Origin of the sequence: Microbacterium salitolerans (assembly GCF_019720895.1) — a bacterium.
Classification (GTDB): Bacteria; Actinomycetota; Actinomycetes; order Actinomycetales; family Microbacteriaceae; genus Microbacterium.
Map to the genome: position 1 here is coordinate 334,682 of NZ_JAHKSH010000004.1, position 16,443 is coordinate 351,124.

Here is a 16,443-nt window from a genome sequence, read left to right on the forward strand (position 1 = left end):
GGATGTCGGCGTGTCACACGCCGGGCTGGACGACGAAGATCTCTCCCGCGCCAGAGAGGGCGAGAGGGGCCTCGCCGGGCGTGGCGAGCACGGCGCGACCGGCGGCGATCGAGACGCAATCGTTTCCTGCGGTCACGTCGACCTCCCCGTCGACGCAGAGCGCGATGACGGGACCGGAGGGGACGAACGTCGCCGTCCGATCCTCCGACACGACCGCGCGCAGGAGCTGGAAGTCGTCGATGTCGGCGGGATACTCGTCGATCCCGTGGCTCGCTCCATTGAACGCGGCAGGAAGCACGACAGGGACCTCGCCGGCACGGCGTTCGAGCACACTCAAGAGCTCATCGACGTCGATGTGCTTCGGCGTGAGGCCGCCGCGCAGCACGTTGTCGCTCGCTGCCATGACCTCGACGCCGAGGCCCTTCTGATAGGCGTGCAGCTGCCCGGCCCGCAGGAAGAGCCCCTCGCCGCGGTGGAGGGTCACGAGGTTCATGAGCAGGCCGACGACCACACCGGGATCCCCGGGGAACTCCGCCGCATTGCGGCGGGCATTCGACAGGTCGGCCGCGAACTCCGTCGAGCGCGTATCGGCGAGCGACGCGGTGATCTCGTCGACGACGCCCTGCGCCCGCCCTGAGAGGAGCCAGCCCACCGCATCGACGAGCGAGTCCTCGTCCTGGATCCGCTCGGCGAGAGGCGCGGCGGCCGTCCCGAGGGCCTCGAGCAGACGGCGGGTGGCCGGCACCTCGCGCAGACCGCAGAGCGCGACGAACGTGGGGCTCAGCGCGACGACCATCTCGGGCTTGTGGTTGTCGTCGACGTAGTTGCGCACGGTATCCGCATCAAGGACGGCCTCGCGCGCGAACCCCGCCTCCGCCTGCTGCTTCGTGGGGTGCGCCTGAATCGACAGCGAGCGACCCGCCGCCAGCAGCTTGAGCAGGAACGGAAGGCGGCCACCGGGGCCGACGTCGACGCCCTCCTCGCGGATCCACGCATCGAGCGTGCGCCCGGAGCCGTCCTGCACGTCCGACGGATCCGATGGGTGGTCGCCGAACCACACCTCCGCCTCGGGACCCTCGGCCGGGCCGCGTCCCTCGAGAGCGGCGATCAGCGAGCGGGATCCCCAGTCGAAGGCGCGGGGAGTGTTCGTCAGCGGCACCAGCATGCTCTCAGACTAGGTCGGGGCACGACTCCTCCTCGCGCGACGCACCGTAGTCTGAAGGGCATGGCGCAGCTCTCCCGCCACCCGGTGGCCCCTCCGCACCGCGCGCCAGAACGTGAGGCGACGTCTCACCTCGCACTGCGCGCGTACGCGACGTTCGTGCTGTTCTCCGCGCTCGCATACTCGTGGTGGTACAACCTGCTCGGCGCGATCGGCGCGGGTCTGCTCCTCGGGTCGACGCTCCTCGCGACGCTGGCCATCTGGGTGCCGCAGCTCGCGCGCCGGCGCGGCGCTCGCGCCTACCCCTGGCGGCGGCTTCCGTGGGTCGCGCTCGGCTACGTCGCGCTCGCGCTCGTCTCTCTCGCCTGGTCCGACTGGCACACCGCCACGCTCCTCACATGGACGACGCTCGCCGGCGTCACGCTGCACGGCCTCTTCCTCGCGGACATGCTCACCTGGGGCGAGATCATCCGCGGACTCGAGGTCGCGCTCCGCTGGGTCCTGGGCCTGTCGGTCCTCTTCGAGGCGTGGGTGGCGCTCATCGTCGGCCACCCGCTGCTGCCGAACTTCTTCCCCGTGGACGGTCCGCCCGACGCCCACTGGTACTGGGTGCGCGGCAATCTGTTCGACGCCCTGCTCGTCGGCCCCCGCATCCAGGGGATCGTCGGCAACTCGAATCTGCTCGGCATGCTCTGCGTCATCGCGCTCATCATCTTCGCCGTGCGGCTGCGCACGGGCATCGTCGAGCGAGCGTCCGGCGAGCGCATCGCGATGCGGACCTTCTGGATCGTCATCGCCGCGTGGCTGCTCTTCCGCGCCGGATCGGCCACGTCCTTCATCGCGGGCGCCGTCGTCTGCGGTGTGCTGCTCGTCGCGCTCATCATGCGTCAGCAGACGACGCCGGGTGGCCGCACGCGGGTCTACGCGCTGTTCACCGGCGTCGGGCTGGCCGGCGTCGCGATCGTCTGGCTGATGTGGGATCACGTGCTGGAGCTCCTCGGACGCGGCGGCGGCTTCACGGGCCGCGACGAGATCTGGCGCACCGTGGTCGAGCGCGCGGCGACGCAGCCCGTCTTCGGCCACGGATTCTCGTCGCCGTGGGTTCCCTGGGACCCCGCGTTCGACGGCTGGATCGTCGATCACGACATCTCGGTGTTCCAGGCCCACAACATGTGGATCGACGTCTTCCTGCAGCTCGGCGCCGTCGGGGTGGTCGTCATGGCGACCGTGTACGGATCCGCGGTGTGGCGCGCGTGGTTCTTCGCCGTCGACCGCCCGAAGTGGGACGCGCACGACGATCACCCGTTCTCCCCGCTCACCCTGGCTCCGCTCCTCGTGATCTGGGCGCTCCTGACCCAGGGCCTCACCGAGTCGAACCCGATCATGCTGTGGGGCTGGCTCCTGCTCGTGATGTTCGTCAGCAAGATGAAGGTGCGGCCGGTCCTCACGCATCCGGACGTCGACGCCGAGATCGGAAGCAGGCGCCGCACCCGCGGTGTCCCCCGCACCGCCGTTCCCGCCGTCCTGCCCGAGGACTGACACACGACATGACCTCGATGCGCCGCGCAGCCTCGACCGCTCTCGCCGACCTCCTGCGGTCGGCGGGTTTCGCGCGCGCGTATACGCTCGCCGCTCTCAGCTTCGCGTTCCTCACGACCGCGATCCACCGCATCAACGACACCGTCACGCTCGCGACGATCGTCGCCGGCCTCGCGGCGATCGGCATCGGGATCCTCGCCCTCCGCCGCGACGAGCTGTCCTTCGTCGGCTTCGCTCCGACCACCCTGGTGCTGTACGCCGCATGGGCGCTCGCCAGCCTCGCATGGTCGCTCGATGGGACGCACGGGAGAACGCTCAGCGCCTGGCTGTCGCTCTTCGGCTGGGCCGTCGTGGCCGTGACGATCGCGCACATCCGCGACACCCTCCAGATCGCGCGCGCCATGGGGGACGTGCTCCGATGGCTCCTGACCGCGTCACTCGCGATCGAGGTCCTCATGGGCATCGTCATCGACGCGCCGCTCGAGGGACTCGGCATCCGAGGAGCTCTCGCCTACGGCGGCCCCGTGCAGGGTCTCTTCGGATCCCGCAATCTCCTCGGCTTCGTCGCCGTCCTGGCACTCGTGACCTTCGCGATCGAGTGGCGCGCCCGCGCCGTCGCCCGCCACGTCGCGATCTACTCGATCGTCCTCGCGGGTGCGCTGACGGTGCTGTCCGGCTCTCCCGTCGCCTTCGTGCTCGTCGTCATGCTGCTGCTCGCAGAGTTCGCGCTGTCGATCGCCCGCCGCACGCCCCGCGATCGACGCCGCCGTGTGCACATCGCGATCGCGATCGTCGCGGCCATCGGGTTCCTGGCGGCGTTCGTGCTGCGGCACCAGATCATCCACTTCTTCGCGGCGCGTTCCGGATTCGCCGCACGCGCCGATCTCTGGAACGCGCTGATCGAGTGGGTGCGCCCACGGCCCGTCAACGGCTGGGGCTTCTTCGGCACCTGGGAGGGCGAGCCGTTCCCGACGAACATCATCAACAGGCAGCTCGGCTGGCCGAACGATTCGGCGCTCAGCTCGTACTTCGACGTGCTCCTGCAGCTCGGGTGGGTCGGCTTCCTGCTGTTCGCGGCGTTCAGCGTCCTCGCTCTCGTGCGCGCATGGCTCGCCGCCGCGGATCGCCGGTCGGTCGTCTACGCCTGGCTGCCCCTCACCCTCATCGTCCTGCTCGTCGTCTCCGTCTTCGAGAGCTACACGCTGACCGACCTCGGCTGGATGCTGCTCGTCGTGTGCGCCGTCCGCGCAGGCCAGGAGCGCTCCTGGCGCACGCGCATCGACCCGGCGGCGCCGATCCCGCCGCCGTCGGCTCGGCCTCAGGGGCCCCGGGGGTCCGCCGGGTAGGCTCATGGCGGCTCTGCCGCGACGAGCACAGCGCCGCCCCACCGAACCCGTCGGAGTTTTCATCTATGTCGTTCGTCCTGCAGAACGTGGTCTTCCCCACCGACCGCGACCCCGACCTTCTGCCGCTCTACGTCGACGCGAACATCTGGTCGACCATCGACGGCAAGCCCGTGCGCGTGACCGACAACGCCCACATCGGCGATGTCGTCTCCCGGGAGAGCATCCGCGTGCGCGCGGGAGACCGCACGTCGCTCGCGACGTACTTCAATGCGTTCCCCGCCTCGTACTGGCAGCACTGGACGAGCGTGCGCCGCGTCCGGCTCACGGTCCGCACGGAGGGCCCCGCGACCGTGCTCGTCTACCGTTCCAACGGATCCGGCGTGCAGCAGCGCATCGACACGGCGGAGGTCGAAGGCGCGACCGAGTCGACCTTCGACATCGCGCTCACGCAGTTCTCGGACGGCGGCTGGATCTGGTTCGACATCGTCTCCGACCGCGAGCCGGTCCTCCTCGCGGGCGCGGAATGGACCACCGACCAGGAGCCCGCGCGCACAGGCAAGGCATCGCTCGGCATCACGACGTACAACAAGCCGACCTACTGCGTCGAGACGCTCGAAGCCCTCGCCGCGAGCCCCGGCGTGCTCGACGTCGTCGACCGCATCTTCCTCGTCGATCAGGGAACCGATCGCGTCGACGCACAGGACGCCTACCCCGCGGTGGCCGGAGCCCTCGGCGAGCAGCTGCAGCTCATCACGCAGCCGAACCTCGGCGGATCCGGCGGCTTCGCCCGTGCGATGTCCGAGACGCTGAAGCGCGACGAGAGCGACTTCGTGCAGCTGCTCGACGACGACGTGCGGATCGAACCCGAGTCGATCCGACGGGCGATCGTCTTCGGCCGCTTCGCGACGAAGCCCGTGCTCGTCGGCGCCCACATGTTCGATCTTCTCGATCGCCCGCGTCTGCACGCCTGGGCGGAGGTCGTCGACGAGAAGCCGTTCATGTGGCGCAGCCTCTACCAGGAGAAGATGCCGCACGACTTCCGCGAGGCCAATCTGCGCCAGTCGCCGCTCCTGCACATGCGCATGGACGCCGACTACAACGGGTGGTGGATGTGCCTCATCCCGAAGGCGGCGATCGAGGAGGTCGGGCTCTCGCTCCCCGCGTTCATCAAGTGGGACGACGCCGAGTTCTGCCTCCGTGCACGCGAGGCCGGGTTCCCCACCGTGTCGCTTCCCGGCGCCGCGCTCTGGCATGTCTCCTGGGTCGGCAAGGACGACGCGATCGACTGGCAGGCGTATTACCACGCGCGCAACCGCATCGTCGCAGGCCTGCTCCACTCCCGCCGACCCGGGGGCGGCACGCTCCTGCGGCACAGCAGGCGCGTCGACCTGAAGCACCTCATGATGATGCAGTACTACCCCGTCGCGCTGCGCAACCGCGCTCTGCGCGACGTGCTCAGCGGCCCGTCGCATATGCGGCGCACGCTCGCGCAGCGGATGCCCGAGGCACGCCAACTCGCCAAGGAGTACCCGGAGACCGTCGTCCACAAGGATCCCGACGAGGTGCTGCACTCCCGCAGGGGCCGCATGGTGTTCACCCTGCGTCGCCGAAACGATCTCGACAATCCGACCGGGCTGCGCCTGCGCGTCTTCACGGCGACGGCCCTGCTCAGCCACCTCCTGCACAAGCCCGCGCCCGAGAACGTCGAGACGCCCGAGGTCGAGTTCGGCAAGGAGGACGCCCACTGGTGGCGCGTCCCGCACTACGACTCAGCTCTCGTGAGCGCCGCGGACGGATCCGGCAAGCAGATCTACACGCGCGATCGCGGCGCGTTCCGTCGCATGCTGCTCGACTCCATCCGCCTGCACCGCCGGCTGAGGCGCGAGTGGCCGCGGCTGTCCCGCGAGTACCGCGAGGCCCTCCCCGGCCTCGTCTCCGAGGAAGCCTGGAAGACGACCTTCGAGGCCTCGACATGACCCGCACCCGCACGAAGGACACCGCTGTGACGACTCCATTCGACCCCGCGCAGGCCACGATCGTCGCCGTCACGTTCAACCGCTCCCACCTGCTCTCGCGCCTGCTGGAGTCGGTCGTCCGGATGGATCCGAAGCCGGGACACGTCGTCATCATCGACAACGCGTCGACCGACGACACGACCGCGGTCGTCGACAGCTTCCGCGACGAGATCGGCTCCGAGATCGTCTATCGCCGCCTCGACGAGAACACCGGCGGGTCCGGCGGATTCAGCGAGGGCATGAAGACGGCCTACGAGCTGGGATCCGAGTGGATCTGGCTCATGGACGACGACGTCGAGGTGCTCCCCGATGGCCTCGCGAAGATGGGCGCCTGGACGCCTCGCTTCCAGCACGTGCAGGGGCGTCGCTACGACTACGACGGCTCGGAGTTCTACTGGCAGTATCGGGTGTCGACGTCGCTGGGCATCCCGATCCCGTTCGCGCCCGCAGGCTTCGACAGCTCGGGCTACCGCGAGATGAACTCGGGGTGCTTCGAGGGCATGTTCATCCACCGCGATCTCGTTGCGAAGCTGGGTCTGCCGGACCCTCGCTTCTTCATCTACTGGGACGACACGGTCTACGGCTACCTCGCGTCGCTCCACACGCCGTGCGCGATCGTCGACGAGTTCGTCCTGCAGCGCACGCGTGAGATCAAGCAGTGGGACATGGGCACGCGCCATCTCAACGCGTCGAGCGACATGTACCGGTACTACATCATGCGCAATCGCGGCATCATGAAGCACTACTACCAGGCGAACGGCGACTACCGAGCCGTGCGCTTCGCGATCGGCACGGCGGCGACCTTCATGAAGGAGCTCATCCGCCTGACGCTCGTCGAGCGGAGGATCACGTCGAAGGGGTGGAGCAACCTCTGGCGCGGCATGCGCGACGGCTGGACGATCGCGACCGATCGCGAGTTCGAGGTGATGCCGCCCCTCGCGGCGGCGGAGTGAGGCCGACATGGTGCTGACCATCGGAGACGACGCGCGGATCCACAAGCAGGTCCGCTTCCTGCACGGCGAGAAGAACGAGATCCGCATCGGGGATCGCGCCAACTTCTACCGCGGGACCGAGATCATGGCGCCGGTCACGATCGGCGACGACGTCTTCATCAACCGCGACGCGTACATCCGCCCGCAGACGACGATCGGCGATCGCGTCAACATCGGCCCGTTCGTCCGCGTCGTCACCGACACGCATGACATCGGCCCGCACGACAAGCGCGCGGGCGCCGTGCGGCACGACGCCATCACGATCGGCGACGGATCCTGGATCGGCGCCTCCGCGACGATCCTCGGCGGCGTCACCATCGGCGCCGGCTCGATCGTCGCGGCGGGCTCGATCGTGACGAGCGATGTGCCCGACGACGTCGTGGTCGCGGGCGTCCCGGCGAAGGTCGTCAAGAAGCTCGGGAAGTAGGAACGCTGCGGGCATTCTCGCCCGCGCTCCCTCATGCGGAGAGCGTCGCCAAGATCGGCGGCTCCCCTCAGTACCCCACCTCGGGGGTGCGCCAGCCGCGGAACTGCTCGAAGGATCCCTGCACCAGCTGGCTCGCCGTGCGCTCCCACGTGTGCTTCGACGCGTGGCGGATGTACATGTATCCGAGGCTCTGCGTGCGATAGCCGACCATGCCCTGTGTCTCGACGCGGATGAGCACGGAGCGGTCCGTCGAGTTCGGCGTGGGGCGCCAGCCGCCGAGCGCATCGAACGCCGCGCGCGACAGCATCATCGCTCCCCCGGCCATCTGGTCGTGATAGCGCTCGGTCGCGAACGTGCGGTGCACGGTCTGGTGCACCTCTTCGAAGTAGAGGAACTCGGTCGTCTTGCCGACGATGTCCGCGCGCGAGTAGAGGCTCGCGAGCACGAGGTCCTGCACATGGTGCTCGCCGTACCAGTCGTCGTCGTCGAGCTTCGTGATGAGGTCGCCCGACGAGCGCCGGACGCCCTCGGCGAGCGCCGCCCCGAACAGTACGGTGCTCGGGACCTCGACGATCGTGTAGTCGAGGCCGCGCAGGTCCGCGCCCTCGAGGGAGGGGGCCGGCACGCCGTGCACGACGACGATGACCTCCATGTCCCGGTAGGTCTGCTTCGCCATCATCTCGAGCACGCCGGAGACGAGATCGGGCCGCATGGTGGAGAGGATCACGCTGACGCGCGGGAGGTAGCGGTATCCCGTCGTCTCCCTCACCGCGCTCGCCAGACGGAAGAATCCGCCGTGCTCGCGCATCGCCACGCGGCGTGGCTCGACGGCGCGGAGATCGCGCTCGAGACCCATCTGCTGGCGATACGGGCGGCGGATGATCGCCGTGATCTCGGGCGCGAGGGCCTCCTCGGGGATCCGCACCTGCTTGGGCAGGCTGTGGAGGATCGTGTCGGTCGCGATGATCTCCGCGAAGCGCGCCGCCAGGCCCTCCGGGAGCGCACGGAGGCTCGAGAGGTCGATGCTCTCGACGCGGCGCAGCGCCCGCACATCGGCGGCGGACAGGGGCTCCTGCGCGTCGAACTCGATCGTGCTGCCCCTCCCCGCGTCGACCGGCAGGATGCGCACACGGCGTCCGTCGACGGCCAAGCGGCGCGCGGGCGGCGACGGGTGGAACAGCAGCTCGCGGCCGATCGGGTTGTGCACGTGCAGATCGATGACGGGCAGCTCGGTGCGCGGATGCGCGTAGCCGGCGTCGTGCGTCGTGAGGTGGTGCGTCGCGAGCTCGTCAGCGAGTCGGCGCGGCCCCCCGATCAGCACGTCCGCACGACGCAGGCCGACGCCCTGCAGTCGATCGACCATGGGTTCGACCGGGGGCGCCGTGCGCGTCGGGAGGAGCGCGAGCGCCTCGTCGCCGGCCCCTTCCGCGAGCGCGATCAGGGGGAAGCCGGCGCCGGCGTACGGCGCGTTCGGCACGAAGACGGGAAGGAGTGCGGCGGCGAGCTCCGTGATCGTCGTGGGTTCGGTCGTCGTGAGGCGCGCGTGGGCGCGGCCGCGCTTCTGGTCGAATCGCACGTCGAATCCGCCGAGGGCCCGCACCTGACCGAGCCGGCCGCGCCAGCGCGGGACCGGGGCCTCCCAGTGCGCGAGGACGATCGTCAGATCGGTCGTCGACACGACCGGATCCCTCGGCAGCGCGAGGCGGCGCAGGATGTCGGCGTCGGCGACCTCGAGTCGCACGGGAGACGTGCGTGACGTGTCGACCTGCACGGCGCGCGTCACATCGGCCGGGGTCTCGAGACGCGGCGCGGGCACATCCTGCCGCCACATGGCGTCGGCGCGATCATCGTGCGTGAGTGCGTCGCGACCGGAACGCAGCATGCAGAACCCCCAGAGATCTAGTGACAGGCCTCCCAAAGGTTACCCGTCCGTGATCGGTGCGCTGTCAGCGCGCGTCGACGAGTCGCTCGAGCAGGTCGGCGTACGCCTCCCCCATGGCGCGCGGCGTGTGCGCGTCGGCGAATGCGCGCGCCGCGCCGCGCGCGGCGTCGCTGCGGAACCACGGGTCCTCGAGCAGCGCCGCCATCGACGCGGCGGGATCGTCGCGGTCGAAGAACCGGATCCACTCTTCGCCGCCCAGCGCGTCGACGAGGTGCGGCGCATCGGGGAGGATGATCGGCAGGCCGTAGGTGGCCGCGAGGTACATGGTGCCGGAGTTGAGCATCTCCCGGTACGGCAGCACCAGCACGTCGGCGGCGCTGAACCACACGGGCACGTCGACATCGAGGACGCGACGCAGATGACGCGTGACGGTGGCGCCGGCCCCATCGATGCGGGCGAGGTCATGCTGGACGGCACCGAGCGGACGCCCCGCGAGCATCACCTCGAGGTCGGCGCCGTGGTCGCTCGCCAGGGTGACGGCGTCGGCGAGGTCGCCGATGCCCTTGTAGGGGCGGATCCACCCGAAGAAGAGCACGCCCGTCTTCTCGTCGCCGAATCCGAGCTCCGTACGCGCCGCCGTGCGGGAGACCGGGGATCCGTAGACGCCCGCGTAGCTGGAGTGCGGGATCTCGATGACTTTGTCGGCCGGGATCTCGTAGGTGTCGCGCGCGGCCTCGACGGTGTGGGCGGTCAGCACGTGCACGGCGTCGGCGATCTGGGCGAGCTCGCTGTGCAGGAGGATCGCCGTGCGCGGAAAGCGCGTGTCGTGCGGCAGGACGTTGTGAATCGTCCAGAGGATCGGTCGCCCCCAGCGCTGCGCGCTGCGCAGGGCATCGAGGAAGAGATCGACCCGGCGCCGTGCGTCGACGGCGTCGTCGGCGTCTTCCGTGACGGGCGACGGCCACTGGATGTGCACGACGCCGCGACGCTCGGGACTCGTGAGCTCGACCAGCGTCTCCGTGAACGTCGTGTGCCCCGTCGGTTCGAACCCGCGCTCGATGGCAACGGCTTGGAGCAGCTGCACGTAGGCGTTGTCGCGCCAGCCCGGGTAGTTGAACACACGTCGATCGGAGGGCGCGAAGGGCATGGGCCGAGTCTAGTCGGAGCTCCTTCGGGTGCCCGGGCAGAGCCCACGTTTTCTTCGCACCACCTGAGAGGATCCGCACGGGTCCGTGTCCGCTGTGATCGCACCGTTATCTTCCCGTTAGACTGCCCCGGTGATTCCTGCCGAGCCTCGCATTGCTGCGCCCGATGTCGTCTTCCGCAACCGCTGGCGCGACGTCTTCGACGGAACCCTGCCCGACGGCTGGGAGCCGACGCTGTCGGTGTCGGTCGTGATCCCGGCGTTCAAGAGCAAGACGCTCGAGTACACGCTCGCGTCACTCGCCGCCCAGGACTACCCGGAGCACCTGCTCGAGGTCGTCGTGCTCGACGACGGCGGCGGCGAGGAGCCCGTCGAGATCGGCGAGTTCGCGCACCCGAACACGCGCCTCATCCGCGTGCACGAGGTCAATGACGGCTGGGGCCGCTCGAATGCGACCGACATCGGCATCAAGGCCACGTCGGGCGACATCATCTACTGGGTCGACTCCGACATGATCCTGTTCCGCGACAACGTGCGCCAGCACGCGAAGTGGGCGCACTTCATCCCCGAGGCCGCGACGATCGGCGACAAGGGCTTCATCGAGGAGTGGGACTACACGCCCGAGCAGGTCTACGCCAAGGTCCTCGACGGCACGATCGCCGACGACTACGACCGGAGCACGCTGCACGAGCACTGGTCGAAGGAGATCTACCGCAACACCGACGACCTCAACGAGTCGAACGGGCGCAACTACTCCACGCACATGGGAGCCTGCGCGACCGTGACGCGCGAGGTCTACGACCGGACATTCGGCCAGGACACCCGCCTGCACCTGGGCGAGGACACCGAGATCGCGTACCAGCTGTGGCAGGCGGGCGCCGTCTTCATCCCCGCGCACGATGCGCTGGCGTGGCATATGGGCCCGGGAACGGTGCAGCACCAGGGCGCGCAGGTCGCCTGGCACAACGATGTGCACTTCGCGCAGCGCATGCCGATCCCCCGATACCGCCGCAAGGCCGACAACCGCATCTGGGAGGTTCCGCTCGTCAAGGTCGTCACCGAGGTGACGCCCGAGACGGCGAAGTGGGCGCGCCCCGCGGTCGACCGCATCCTCAACAACACCCAGACCGACGTGCACGTCGTGCTCGTCGGTCCCTGGGGCGAACTGCACGAGGGTCGTCGCCGGATGCTCGCGGACCCGATGAACGAGCTGTATCTCGTCCACGAGTGGTTCCGGAGCGACAACCGCGTGATCTTCGCGGAGGAGACCCCTGAGACGGTGTTCCCCGCCCCGTTCCGCATCGATATGCCGATCACGGCGGCTCTCGAGAGCGACAGCATCCAGGAGATGTATCGCCAGATGGACAAGCCCTGGCTCGGAGCGATTCGCTTCTTCACGCCGGGGCACGACAACGAAGACGCGGTCACGATCTGGAACGCGGCCGTCGTCGCACGGGCGAAGAAGTACGTGACCGACGAGCGCTCGCTCGAGGACGTCGTGGGGCGGATCGCCGGCTTCGAGTGGGCTGCGAGCGATGCGGCGCACGTGAGCGACCTGCGCGAGGTCGAGGATCTGGACCGCAAGGTCGTCCGGATCGACCCGAAGATCGCGGAGCTCGAGAAGAACCTGTGGCGCATGCGCAAGCGGGCAGAAGCCGCCGAAGCGGAAGCGCGCGACCTGGGCAGCGTATCTGTCGCACGCCTCACGGCTCGTCGAATCAACGCGATGTCGGGTGGCGTCGTGGGGCGCGCCGTGCGCGGCCTGAACCGCATCCTCGGTGGCCTCCCCGCCCGAGGCGTCCGCGCGCTCCAGCGCCTGATCGCGCGCTGACCCGGGGCGGATGACGACCCCCGCGTCTCCCCTCTCGCGACTCATCTCACCGCGCTCCGGCGCCTTCCGCGCCGACGTCCAGGCGCTCCGCGCGCTCGCGGTGATGAGCGTGCTCGTCTATCACCTGTGGCCGAACCGGCTGCCGGGCGGGTTCGTCGGCGTCGACGTCTTCTTCGTGATCAGCGGGTACCTGATCACCTCCCATCTCCTCCGTGAACGGGAGAAGACGGGGCGCATCGCGCTCGCGTCATTCTGGGCGCGGCGCGCGGCGCGTCTCCTTCCGGCCTCGCTTCTCGTGCTCGCTGCCACGGCCATCGCGGTCATCGTGTGGGTTCCGCAGTCCCTCTGGAAGCAGTTCCTCGGAGAGATCGCCGCATCAGCGCTGTACGTGCAGAACTGGCGCCTGATGGCTGACAGCGTCGACTATCTCGCGGCCGAGAACACGGCGTCCCCGGTGCAGCATTTCTGGACGTTGTCGGCCGAGGAGCAGTTCTACGTGCTCCTCCCGCTTCTCCTCGTCGGGAGCATCTGGCTGTTCCGCCGGCTCTCCTGGCGTCGAGTGGCCCTCGCCGCGGTCGCCACCGCGACGATCGCGTCGCTCGTCTACGGCGTCGTGCTGACCGCGCAGGCGCCCAGCCAGGCGTACTTCTCGACCTTCACGCGCGCATGGGAGTTCGGAGCAGGCGCGCTGCTCGCGTTCGTCCCTCAGCACGGGCGCGTTCGGCTCGGCTCCGGTGTCACGGTCACCGGCGTCGTCGGCATCCTGGCGGCCGTCATGCTGTTCTCCGGAGACATGCCGTTCCCCGGTGCCGCCGCACTCCTCCCCGTGCTCGGAACGGCCGCGGTGATCTGGGGAGGACGTGTCTCGCCGCTCGAGATGCTGGGGCGCATCGCGCCCGTCTCGTTCCTCGGACGCGTGTCGTACGCGATCTACCTGTGGCACTGGCCGATCATCGTCATTCTGCCGTTCATCGTCGACATGCCGCTCACCACGTGGCACAAGATCGGGATCGCGGCAGGCAGCATCCTGCTCGCATGGCTCTCGACCACGTACGTGGAGGACGTGGTGCGAAGCTCGCCGCGGCTGCTCGCCCGTCGACGCCCGCGCACGATCGCCCTCTGGAGCGCCGCGGGCATGGCCTGCGTCCTCACGATCACCTCGCTCAGCTTCGCTGCGCTGAGCTCTCAGGAGCAGAGCATCGACGAGGTGACGGCCGAGCTCGTCGCGGATCCGCCCGACTGCTTCGGGGCGGAGTCCATGGATCCGTCCGTCTCCCTCTGCGAGAACCCCGAACTCGACGCCCTTCCGCTCGTGCCTGGTCTCACCGACATCGAATCGGACGACGGAAACCTCGTGGAGTGCTGGGCGCAGCCCGACGTCACCGAGCTGAATATGTGCTCGTTCGGCCCGAAAGCCGCCGATATCCGCATCGTCGCGATCGGCGACTCTCACAACAACGCGATGATCCCGACGTACCGCGCCGCCGCGGAGCAGCTCGGCTGGCGCATCGATGTCGCCGGGCACGCGGGCTGCTTCTGGACGGACGAGGATCTCTCACTCGCGACCGACGAGCAGACGCAGGCCTGCGAGGAGTGGCGAGCTCAGGTCGGGCACTACGTGCAGAGCGCCGACGATGTCGACGCGTACATCGTCGCGAGCCGTGCCGGTGAAGAGGACGCCTCGCAGGCGCGCGTCGACGGCATGGTGTCCGCCTGGGCGCAGCGCGCCGACCCCGCGACCCCCGTCCTCGCCCTGCGCGACAACCCGTTCTTCGGCGAGACCCCCGTCACGTGCATCTCCGACGATCCCTCGACGGCCGCCGAGCGCTGCGCGCTGCCCGCGGACCATGCGATGATCGACGACGGCAAGCAGCGCGCAGTTGCAGAGGACCCGCATGCGCAGCTTCTCGACCTCACCCCGTACTACTGTGCGGACGGCATGTGCCCTGCCGTGATCGGGGGCGTCGTCGTCTACCGCGACTCGCATCACCTCACGTCGACGTACGCATCGACGCTCGGGCCTTATCTGGCACGCGAGCTCGGCACCGCTCTCGGCTGATGGCTCCTCAGTCGATCCTGCGCGCCATCTCACGATCGAGGTAGGGCGCGAGCGTCGCGGCGTATGTGCGGGTGAGATGCCCCCCGTCTCGTGTGACGACGATGCCCCCCTGAACCATCGAGCAGGTGTCGAGTGCGCACTCGAGGTCGCTGAGGTCGATCAGGTGCGCATTCTGCGTCGCCCGCACGGCCTCGTCCACACCCGTGTCGAGGAGTGCCCGTGAGCGAGGGAGCGCGCATTTACCGCCGTCGATGGCCGCGCGATCCGCGAGGCATTCGAGCATCTCCTTCGGGAAGATCGGGTTGTCGCGCAAGGCGAGGATCGGCGTCTCCTCCGATGCTCGGTTCGACCATGCCTGCATCAGCACCCGTGCGTGGTACTCCTCGCCGGTCTGCCCCGGCTCGACCGGCTTGAACGTCGATTTCGACGAGGCCGTCGTGAAGATCGCGTCGTAGTCCCCCGAGGCGGCCCGCTCGTCGATCTCCTTGCGCCAGTCGACACATGCCCGCTGCGCCGCCTCCGTCTGCCCGTAGATGGGTGTCTCCGGCGCCACCCACGCGCAGCCCGCGCGACCCGCGGCATCGATCCGCCACCCTCGAGCCTCGGCGATCTCCTCGTACACATCGATGAAGACGTTGTTGTGCGAGTCTCCGACCGCCAGGATGCGCTTCGTGTACTTCTGTTCCTCTCCCAGCGCGCAGATCTCCACGGTGTCGGCTTCGAGGCCCGCCCAGCACTCGGCCCGGTTGGCGTCGTCTCGACGCAGGTCCTCGAGCGCCGGCTGCAGCTCGCCATCGAACGTCTGGTCGGCGCAGTCTGGACGGGCAGGATCGAGCGTGGCCGCCCCCGCACAGTCATCGACGGCGACGGGATCGGACCGAACAGTCGACTGCGTGTAGAGCGCCCCCGCAGGGACAGCGGCGACGAGAATCGCAACGACCGCAAGGGAGATCGACCGCATCGGCCGCGGATTCGTCGCCCACGCCATCGGCGCACGCAGAAGCCACCGGGTGAGCAGCGTCGCGACCAGGGCGCTCCCGAGCACCACGAGCGCTCCGCCCCAGCCGATCACATCGCGCTGTGTGACGGTCAGGACGACGATGAGGAGCGGCCAGTGCCACAGGTAGAGCCCGTAGGAGATCCGATCGAGCCAACGCAGCGGCCCGCTCGTCAGCATCCGCGACGGCGACAAGGGGCCGCCCGCGGTCGAGAGGATCACGAGCAGCGCTCCGCCGACAGGGAGCAGCGCGGCAGGGCCCGGATACATCGCGCCGCCGTCGAAGATGAAGCCGCTTGCGATGATCATCGCGAGCCCTGCCCACCCCGTCAGCGGCTTCGCAGGAGCGGGAAGCGAACGACGCGTCAGAACCACACCCGCCAGCAGCCCCCCGATGCCGAGTTCCCAGAAGCGCGCGAAGGTGTCGAAGTAGGCGACCTGCGGGTCCGCCATGTTCGCGCGCCACGCGTAGATGAATGACCATACTGTGGCTCCGGCGAGGAGCGACCAGAACGCGATGACGCGTGCGCGTCGCGCCCGCACGACCAGCGTGAGCATGGCGACCAGGAGCGGGAAGACGAGAAAGAACTGCGCCTGAACCGACAGCGACCAGAAATGCTGCACAGGGCTCGTGTCCGGCCCGGCCGCGCCGTACGCGAGCTGGGACGTTATCAGCTGCCAGTTCTCGACGTACAGCGCGGCGGAGACGACCTCGATGAGGTTCTGCTCGAGCAGCCACGGCGAGTACACGGTGAACGCCAGAGCGGTGACCGTCACGAGGACGAGGGCGGCGGGCGGAGCGAGACGCGCGAAGGTGCGCCCCCACCGACTGAAGATCCCCAGCGGGCGACCCGCGTCCAGCGCGCGCCCGAGCGACAGCACAAGCAGGAACCCGGACACCGTCAGGAAGACATCGACGCCACCGGAGACCCGCCCGTGACCGAACAGATGGAAGACGACGACGAGCGTCAGCGCAATGCCACGCAGCCCGTCGATCTCTCCGATTCGCGCTCTGGCCTGGGAGGCGCGCGTCGCACGAATCTCCACGG

General features: G+C 69.1%; 11 protein-coding genes. 7 read left to right on the forward strand and 4 right to left on the reverse strand.

Annotated elements, in window-relative coordinates:
* Positions 1 to 13 precede the first annotated feature (13 nt).
* Positions 14 to 1,165 (reverse strand): mannose-6-phosphate isomerase, class I, encoded by a 1,152-nt coding sequence (gene manA, locus KOL93_RS11045; RefSeq protein WP_221585408.1) that lies wholly within the window; start codon positions 1,163 to 1,165, stop codon positions 14 to 16.
* A gap of 60 nt (positions 1,166 to 1,225) precedes the next feature.
* Between manA and KOL93_RS11050 the strand changes: the two genes are divergently transcribed.
* From KOL93_RS11050 to KOL93_RS11070, 5 genes are all read left to right on the forward strand, one after another.
* Positions 1,226 to 2,701: an O-antigen ligase family protein gene (locus KOL93_RS11050; RefSeq protein ID WP_221585409.1), complete on the forward strand. Its 1,476-nt coding sequence runs from the start codon at positions 1,226 to 1,228 to the stop codon at positions 2,699 to 2,701.
* Positions 2,702 to 2,709: 8 nt separating this feature from the next.
* Positions 2,710 to 4,047: an O-antigen ligase family protein gene (locus KOL93_RS11055; RefSeq protein WP_221585410.1), complete on the forward strand. Its 1,338-nt coding sequence runs from the start codon at positions 2,710 to 2,712 to the stop codon at positions 4,045 to 4,047.
* A 65-nt stretch (positions 4,048 to 4,112) separates the two neighbouring features.
* A complete protein-coding gene (locus tag KOL93_RS11060; protein ID WP_221585411.1) occupies positions 4,113 to 6,023 on the forward strand; it encodes a glycosyltransferase in 1,911 nt (636 codons plus the stop codon).
* Positions 6,020 to 7,015, forward strand: coding sequence for a glycosyltransferase family 2 protein (locus KOL93_RS11065; protein ID WP_221585412.1), 996 nt, complete (start codon positions 6,020 to 6,022; stop codon positions 7,013 to 7,015). Before KOL93_RS11060 ends, KOL93_RS11065 begins: the two co-directional genes overlap by 4 nt.
* Positions 7,016 to 7,022: 7 nt before the next feature.
* Complete coding sequence (locus KOL93_RS11070) at positions 7,023 to 7,481, forward strand: acyltransferase (protein WP_221585413.1); 459 nt, start codon at positions 7,023 to 7,025, stop codon at positions 7,479 to 7,481.
* Positions 7,482 to 7,548: 67 nt separating this feature from the next.
* Here KOL93_RS11070 and KOL93_RS11075 read toward each other — a convergent pair whose 3' ends face one another.
* Positions 7,549 to 9,363: a glycosyltransferase family 2 protein gene (locus KOL93_RS11075; RefSeq protein ID WP_221585414.1), complete on the reverse strand. Its 1,815-nt coding sequence runs from the start codon at positions 9,361 to 9,363 to the stop codon at positions 7,549 to 7,551.
* A gap of 64 nt (positions 9,364 to 9,427) precedes the next feature.
* Positions 9,428 to 10,510: a glycosyltransferase gene (locus tag KOL93_RS11080; protein ID WP_221585415.1), complete on the reverse strand. Its 1,083-nt coding sequence runs from the start codon at positions 10,508 to 10,510 to the stop codon at positions 9,428 to 9,430.
* A gap of 130 nt (positions 10,511 to 10,640) precedes the next feature.
* On the opposite strand from KOL93_RS11080, the gene KOL93_RS11085 reads away from it, so the two are divergent.
* Positions 10,641 to 12,338, forward strand: a complete 1,698-nt coding sequence (locus tag KOL93_RS11085; RefSeq protein WP_221585416.1) for a glycosyltransferase family 2 protein — start codon at positions 10,641 to 10,643, stop codon at positions 12,336 to 12,338.
* 10 nt (positions 12,339 to 12,348) lie between these two features.
* Positions 12,349 to 14,397, forward strand: a complete 2,049-nt coding sequence (locus tag KOL93_RS11090) for an acyltransferase family protein (protein ID WP_221585417.1) — start codon at positions 12,349 to 12,351, stop codon at positions 14,395 to 14,397.
* Positions 14,398 to 14,404: 7 nt separating this feature from the next.
* Here the strand turns inward: KOL93_RS11090 and KOL93_RS11095 are convergent, their stop codons facing one another.
* Positions 14,405 to 16,441 carry an acyltransferase family protein gene (locus KOL93_RS11095; protein ID WP_221585418.1) on the reverse strand — a complete coding sequence of 679 codons (2,037 nt, stop codon included), beginning with the start codon at positions 16,439 to 16,441 and terminating at the stop codon, positions 14,405 to 14,407.
* Positions 16,442 to 16,443 lie beyond the last annotated feature (2 nt).